Source organism: Flavobacterium gelidilacus DSM 15343 (assembly GCF_000422685.1).
In the GTDB taxonomy this organism is placed as follows: domain Bacteria; phylum Bacteroidota; class Bacteroidia; order Flavobacteriales; family Flavobacteriaceae; genus Flavobacterium; species Flavobacterium gelidilacus.
Genome location: NZ_AUGN01000025.1, coordinates 1 through 8759 on the forward strand (window position 1 = coordinate 1; position 8759 = coordinate 8759).

3 protein-coding genes and 1 pseudogene are annotated in these 8759 nt (G+C 34.2%); 1 reads left to right on the forward strand and 3 read right to left on the reverse strand.

Going from position 1 to position 8759, the window contains the following annotated elements:
- The 3 genes and pseudogenes from G507_RS16720 to G507_RS0109175 form a co-directional block, all read right to left on the reverse strand.
- Positions 1-853: pseudogene (locus tag G507_RS16720) on the reverse strand (hypothetical protein); the annotation flags it as partial.
- A gap of 4 nt (positions 854-857) precedes the next feature.
- Positions 858-2594, reverse strand: coding sequence for a T9SS type A sorting domain-containing protein (locus G507_RS0109170; RefSeq protein WP_026717211.1), 1737 nt, complete (start codon positions 2592-2594; stop codon positions 858-860).
- A 114-nt stretch (positions 2595-2708) separates the two neighbouring features.
- Positions 2709-8375 (reverse strand): PKD domain-containing protein, encoded by a 5667-nt coding sequence (locus G507_RS0109175; RefSeq protein WP_026717212.1) that lies wholly within the window; start codon positions 8373-8375, stop codon positions 2709-2711.
- 147 nt (positions 8376-8522) lie between these two features.
- Between G507_RS0109175 and G507_RS17550 the strand changes: the two genes are divergently transcribed.
- The coding region (locus G507_RS17550) for a helix-turn-helix domain-containing protein (protein WP_026717213.1) at positions 8523-8759 on the forward strand (237 nt) is incomplete at its 3' end.

An 8759-nucleotide genomic window follows, 5' to 3' on the forward strand; every position in this document is an offset into this window, starting at 1 on the left:
CTGCAACAGTTGTAGTGCCCAATGTAGCAGTAGCACTACCAGAGTTAGATTTATTACTCGTTAAATAATATTGACCTGTTTGTGGGTTACGATAAAATCGAAGATTTTGAATAAAGGAATTACTAATTACAAAATCCATAAGAGTAGCACTAATAAATACACCATTTGTATCATATTTAAAAATAAAAAACTTGGTAGTTGATTCTGTACTAATAAAAGCACCATTTTCATAACTTCCTGGTGGTACTGCCACTAACCAATAACTATTTCCTATATTATCAACCTGAAGTCCTAATGAACCCGTTTGGCTAATACCAACAGAAGTAGATACGTTTGTATTTTGTGGCCTTTTAAACCATTGCATTACACCATTAGTATTAAATTTTACTAAAAAAATTAAACTACAATCTTGTGGGTTTTGAGATATAACAACATCTCCTTCTATTTGTGGTGGATAAGTATTATCCTGACAAGCACCAAACTTTCCTCCAACATAAATATTACCTTGACCATCAGTTCTCAAATACATACTTTCATAACCTTTACCACCAATAGTCTTTGACCAACGATAAGTACCATCACAAGAAAAACTACTCAATACAAAATCAAATTCTACACCTGTGTCAAAAAATGGTCTGGTATTACCATCTACATCTAATCCGGTGCTAGTTACCCTTGATATTGTGTAAATGTTATTATTAGCATCAGTTACAATATCAATGGCTTCTTCAGCTCTCACAGTTAAGCCCCCAGTTGTAATACTGTTGTTTCCTCCACCTCGTTTTGCCCATTGAAAGGTTTGGCTATGGGAAATTGTAGAAATTAACAATAAAAAGAATATTATTTTTTTCAATAGCTTAGTTTTTTAATACTTTAACAACTTGTTTTTTATCATTACTATCAACAATATGTAACATATAACAACCTGAATCTAAATCACTACAATCAATAGTGTTTTGTGATGAATATAATTTTCCTTGTTTTATGATTCTTCCTTGAAGATTATATAAAATGTAATTAGAATTTTCTTTAATATCAATTGTTAGAATATCATTTACAGGATTAGGATAAAAATTTAAACCTTGTTCTTTTTCAAAATCGTTTGTTGATAAGGAACAACTGGTTGTTGCGTATTTTGCAATGAAGAAATCTGTTTGTGAGCCTTCATTAATTAAGGTGGTACCATTAACTGTTAGTAAATGACCGAAACCACCACCAATAATGTAATCCCCAGATGAATCTACTGCTAAGGCTGAACCAGAATCACTGTACCCATTATCACCAGGAATTTTAACTAAACTTAAACAGTCACCAGTGGCTGTATTAAATCGACCAAACAACACTTCTTGTCCTTCATTTGGATTAGAAGCAAAAATACTTTGAGAACCCCAGGTATAAGTTGTACCAAAACACATTCCAGTATACCCAATTTCAGAACCGTTAACTGCTAAACCACAACTATTATAAGTCCCTGTTATATTGGGTGGATAAGTTGACCATAATAGATTAGTTCCTGTTGGGTTCAATTTTACAATATAATTTTTAGCCCCAGTCTCAACTGCAGTAAAGCCCATAAATTGCACACTGTTACCTCCAAAAATCCTTCCAGCAAAATAAATATTGTTTTGCATATCAATAGCTAAATCATATGATTCAAAATTAGTTCCATAAGAACCTGCTGCATCTTCCTGCTGCCACAATTTTTGGCCATTTGCATCGTAACTAGCAATGAAAAAAGAACCCGCAACAGTTGATGTGCCCAATGTAGCAGTATCACTACCAGAATTGGATTTATTGCTCGTGAAATAATATTGACCCGTTTGAGGGTTGCGATAAAAACGTAAATTATATATAAATGCACCAGAAAAATTAAAATCCATTAAAGTTGCACTAACAAAAGCTCCATTTGTATCGTATTTAAAAACAAAAAATTTGGTTGTTGATTCTGTACTTATAAAAGCACCGTTTTCATAACTCCCTGGTGGGACAGCTATTAACCAATAGCTGTTTCCTAGATTATCTACCTGAATCCCTAAATTAGCTGTCTGACCTAATCCCTGCGAAGCTGTTATGCCAGAACTTTGTGGTCTTTTAAACCATTGCATGGCTCCATTAGTATCAAACTTTACTAAAAAGAGAACCCTGCAGTCTTGTGGTGTTTGTGAAATAACCACATCTCCTTCGATTTGTGATAAATAGGTCGTATTAACACAATTGGCAAATCTACCACCTACATACACATTTCCTTGACCATCCGTTTCCATAAACATTTGTTCAAAGCCAAATCCACCAATTGTTTTTGACCACCTGTAGCTACCATCACATGCAAAACTACTTACTACAAAATCAAATTCTGAACCACTATCATAAAAAGGTCTAGTATTTCCATCCACATCTAAACCCGTACTAGTAACTCGCGAAATTGTGTAAATATTGTTATTGGCATCGGTAACTACTTTAATAGCTTCTTCAGCTCTTACCGTTAAACCTCCCGTTGTGATACTGTTGTTTCCACCACCACGTTTTGCCCATTGGAAGGTTTGGCTAAAGGATAGATTGCTTATTAAAAGTGTTAGGAGTAGTAGTTTTTTCATCTTGTAATTTATTTTAATTTTACTTATTTTAAAAATGTAATTGTCTGGATTTCGATTTTAGAAACCCTAAACCCTCTTTTTTGGAGAGGGTTTAAGATTTTAAAAATACTAAAATTATTTAATTATCAACTTACAATTTTTAAGAATTTGATTTTCTTGCTTCATCAGGATGAAATATTGACCTGCTTCATAACTACTGCAATCAAATTCAACCGTTCCGCTATTATCGTCTATTTTAATCAACTGCAAAGTTCGACCATACATATCCGTAACTTCTATCCTCTTGCTTCCTTTTGTTTCTACAAAACTGAAAAATACGGAAGTATGCCCTGCTGTTGGATTAGGTGCAGCTACTAATTTCAATTCTTTACCAAATTGTGATTGCCCACTTGTATTGATTTGCTTGTCTACGCCTGCGCACAATGGTGGTAGTTCAAATTTGAATTCACTGTAACAGGTTTCGTTGTCCACAGTAGCAGTGATTGATAAGAAGCTGATACCTCCTGTGTAACCGTTAAGCGGATAAAAGTTGACTGTGTAGAATGAGCCCCCATTTGGCACCACGAATGCACTAGGTACAAAATACCCATCCATCCCCACAGAGCCTAAGTTCACTTGGGTAGTTCCGTTTGGATTCCCAATATAAATGCTTACTTCATAGAAACAACCTTCGTTATTACTTCTAGGTGTTACTTCAGAAATTTGAAAATCAATTTCACATGGCATACATTCTTTTTTATTTATGCTTATGTCTGCTAATGTAATATCACAATGATAGTCGGTTTCTAAATATAATTGATAGGTACCGTGCTCTAGTGAAGTCAATGGGTCAACTTGACCTGAACCACCGGTGTAATAGTCATTATTTTGGTACCATATCCAATGATTAAATTCTACTAACGGGCCAATAATGTAATTTTGCTCTTTTCCTTCCAGTTCACAGAACGAATAACACCCTCTTGGGTAGTACCAAGTATGCATGTAGAGGTCTAAAGGTAAATCAATTTGTGCCGACACATCACAACTAGACGATTTGGCTGTCACTCTTATTGGTCCATCATGTATCATTTCAGTGCTTACCCCTGAATCTCCATTACTCCAATGGTAGTCAATGCCCGCTTGCGGGTTGGTAATAAATACGTTTACGTGATAAGGACTACAAGAATCAAAATCAAAACCAATACTTGGCACATCAGGCTTTTCAATTACATGAACTGTAAAAGTGGCTACAGAACTACTGCAAAAACTACCTGACTCAGCTTCTATTTCCGCTACCACTTCATAGATGTAAGCTCCCACGGTATTGTGAATCATACCAACACTATTGTCATTGTCCCAAGCTGTTTGTGGAACACCATTTACCCACCATTTGTAAGTTATTGATGGATCAACAGGGACTTTTACACTTGAAATAGATCCTTTGCAAATAGTTCCAGTACCTGTAACCAGTGGTTGTGATGGAGTAGGAATAAAACTAGCTGAAATAGCTGCTGTGGTATAAGTTAAACATCCATTGGCATCCGCCACATAGACAAAATATTGTCCCGGTTGATTTACTAGTATATCATTATCATAATTTGTTGAGACTGCAAAAGGAGGATCGGTAATTTTATTATGATACCAGAAATAGGATTCAGGTAAAGTATTTCCAAAACCAGGATCATAGGATATAATTAAATCATCTCCAGCACAAGTATTTGCATAATCAATATCTAAAAATCCAATATCATAAGATTTTCCTATAACCTCAACATTTTTAGAAAAAGTACTTGTACATCCGAATCTGTTTGCTACCGTAAGAACAACTTGATAAAATCCAGGTGCAGTGTATGTTTTAAAAGGGTTTGGTTGTAAGTTCATAGAACCATCACTAAATGTCCAGGTATAAATTAAATCAGGGTCAGTGTTAGTAGGTGCTATAAATTGCATTGCTGTATTTAAACATACACTGGTTGGTATAGCAAAGTCTGCATTAGGAAACTCTGGTAACTCTAATGGAATATAATCAGAAGCACAACTAGGATAATCGGAACGATCGATTCGAATCCCTAATTGATATGATCCAGGTGCTAAAGTTGTGCTAAAAGTTGCCACACTAGAAGCTGTAGTCCAATTTACACCACCATCTGTTGTAAACTCAAAAGTCTGGATTGGTGTTTGTGCATAGTACTCCGAGTAATCAAGTAGGTTTACGGTATAACTGCCACTATTGCATTGTACATTAAATTTTAAATCTGCACTATATGGAATAATAAATTCTCTATAAAAAGGTATCTCACAATATCCAGTACTTGGGTCATACGTTGGATAGATCGGTATTTGATATAAACCAGGTGCAATATTGGTGGCTATATATTGTGAATCAGTTGCTGTTACCACGTTGGCATTAGCACCAATCAAGTTACCCCAAGTAAATCCTGTAGCAGCCCCTGGGTCTGTAATATTAATTTCAATTTGTTGGCAATTCGTATTGGTTTGATTTGTAACTATTAACGGAGGGGTTACGCAACCAGGATTTGAAGGGCAATCAAGAGTATGATAAGTTTGCGTAGTAGAAGTACATCCGTCTAAATTCGTCACAACTGCATAGTAACTACCAGGAATAGATGCATTGATTGTAGGGGTATCATCCGATATCAATGTACCATTATAATACCATTCCACAGTTGAAGTTGCAAAAACACCATTTTGTAGTGTTATTGAATAATTCATAAATCCTGGAAAGATTCCATCACACAAACTATAATTTCTATTTGGTGTTACAGCAATAATAGGTGAAGGTGCAATAGTAATTTGAGTAGTAGCAGTGGCATTAAACATACAATTATCTACACCTTCCACTGTAGCTGTTACATTATAAACAGTACTACTTAATAAAGGGTCGTTGTATACATGTATTATAGGACTACCAGCAGGGAAAGTGATTAATCCTGTGTTATCTCCAAAATCCCAAGTAGAAGAAGAGTAACTAGTTGCAGGGTCTAATGTTAAACTAAAACTTGCTCCTGGAGCTCCTGTACAAACTGGATTATTAATAGGAGTAATTGTTAATACCGGTGTTGGAGTTATATTAACCGGAAAATTAGCAATGTAATCGTTACCACATTTTCTCATTGTAAGTCTCACATTTGCAGGCATAGCTTCTTGGTTCCAAAGAATTTCAACTTGGTCTGTATTTTGACCATTTACTACGCTACCTGCTTCTGGTGGTTGAATACTCCAAATGTAAATTTCAGAATCGGTTTCACTAGTCGAATAATTACCTATAGAACTTCCACATACATTTACATCTGTACTAAGTATTTGAGTGTTGATAGGTTCATTGTATAGTTCCCAAACGAAAGGGTCTGAAACACAACCTTCATGCTCCGTCCATAAAGTTATTTGATAATAACTAGGTTGAGGATCAAAAACTACCGTTATATGATTACCAATATTTGACCCTAAAATCGTACCATCATTTGTTGACCAATGTATAGTACCGTCTGGTGTTATAGTTGAAGCATAAAAGTCAATTGAAGTACCAGCACATATTACATAAGGAAAAGGATGAGCAATATCACCAATAGGAGGTGCTACCGCATTTACTTTAACTTCAAAATTACTTAAGTAGCAGTAATTGTCAGACTGTATTGAAAAAGTATATATACCTGCTTCTGGGTAAGTAATATCAAATAATATAGAACTACCTGTAAATGAAAAACCAAGCGGACCGTCTATAGTATAACTTAAATTTATTGGAGGATCAGTTGGATCAAAAGTTATTTCATAACTTTCAACATTTGTTGCACAGGCTGTCTGAGATCCTAAAATATTTAATTCAGGCTTTACATTTATTGTTACTGTTGCATTTCCTCCACAATTTAATAAAGTATTATAGTATTGACAAGAAAGGGTAATTGTACCAGGGTTTTCAGAATTTATGAAAATTTCATTTCTTTGATTAGATGTTATTAAAGTTGCTCCTGTTCCATTATCATTAAGTGTCCAGTTAAATTCTGTTGTAGGCCATTGAGGTAATGAATACAAATGTTGTGTTCTTTGACAAACATTTGTCTGACCAACAATGTCTCCATTGTTTTTAACTACTGGTATTTTTACAGAAGACACACACTCAATACATTCATCTGATTGAACAAATACATAGCCAAAACCATCATCATCAACATCATCCCAAATTACTTCTATAGAGGAAACACCTGAATCTAGACCAACTATTTGACCTCCTATTACATTCCATTGAACAGGGCATCCATTATTTAAAAGATCATTATTAATTGAATAAGTAGATAATTGGCCTTCACAAGCTACAGAAGGACAAGTTATTTCAATGAACTCATCAACAATTTTAATATAAATTTCATCTGTTCCTATACAACTACAACCATTTGTAACTGTTAAAGTAACAATATAATTTCCAGGAGTATTATAAAGATGAATCGGTTCAAATTCTGTTGAAAAAGTACCATCACCAAAATCCCATTGATAATAAAGATTTTCGTTACCACCATTATTTAAAGAAAGATTTTGAAAGTTAATAGGACTCTTAATACACAATGTCAATTCTTCTTCTTCTAAAGTTGGTAGTATTCCAATCAAAGCTAATGGAGCATTTACTTTTTCAATACATTTATTAATGTAGTTAATTGTTGAATCTGACATATAGATAGTGCCTTGCAAGGCATAAGAAGCAGCTCCAGCATTCCATTGAATTTCGCAATGTGTATTTGAATACGATAAAATTGTACCTCCAGTAACAAACCACTCTGTGTTGTCAATCAAACTTGTAATGCCTGTAAGCGTATATACTATTATGCTATTCTCACAAACTTTTATACAGTCTCCATCTTCAATATTTACATCCTCAGCAAGGCCATCATGATCATTCTCGCTAACTTGACAACCTACATCTGCATTCCATGATATAAATACGTCACAATTTTCTACAATAGTTAATTCGTAGGTATACGTGTCAACAATACATTGATTTGGATCAGGTGTAAAAGTATACGTATAAAGACCTGGTATCGAAGTATCAATTTGTTGCGTATTCCACGTTCCAGTAATTTGAGTGGAAGAAATTAGTGGAAGGATAAAGGGATCTGCTCCGACACACAAATTTTCTGGTAAATCAAATTCTATGAATGGAGCAACAGGATTATCGATAATGATACTATTCGAATATGCAGGATTTGAACATAGTGGGAACTCGTTAGATTTTCTTCTTATTGTGACTGGAAAAGATAAAAAATAACTAGCAACATTATTCAAGTACGGCAATCCTGGAGCAGTCGAGATAGGGGCATATGATCCACCTCCATTTGTTGAAAATTCCCAAATATAATTTAAATTTGTTATACCATCATCTGTGCTTATTATGTTTAGGTCTTCAATATCACAACTAGTATTTACTTCAATTGCACCAGCTAGTGCAATAGGACTTACATCAAAATTAATGTGAGTAACTGTATTATTTAGAATTATGGTTTTTGTACAACCATATAAATTAAGCGTAATACTCAAATTTAACCCATATGTACCTGGCATAAATAAATAAGTACCATTACCATTATCATTTGGAATATCAAAATTAATGTCAAAAATCGAATTAAGATTTGTTAACGGTATAGTTTGTGGATCTCCTATTAATGTTGAACCATTAGAAGTAATCAATTGAATCACCATATGATTATTAGCCGCTGAATAGGGTGGCGAAGGAGGTATTAGACAAGTCGTTTGGAGCTTAAAATTTTTAATTGTAAAGGTCAAATTGTCATTCATACAAAAGTCATTTAAACCTTGAATGAGCAAACTAGATGGTGGATTCTGGCCAATTACGTTGTAAAGTCGCAAAGCATTAGTTGCATACCAAGCTTTTGCATCGTCCTGAAATAGGTTGACTAAAAATTAAACACTTTTAGCACACTTATGACATCACAGAAAAAACAACCCTGCCGAAAAAAAGAGTATCAAAAAATAAGCTTTGATCTCAAACTTTCCATCATTGACCAAATTAATAACGGACAAATATCTGTTAATCACGCTTCCAATAAATACAATGTATCTCGAAGTTCTATTGACTATTGGTTAAAAAAATTAAGTAACTTTGAATCTAAATCTAAAGTTATGAGCAAAAACGATGAACTAAAAAAACTGCGTGAAAAG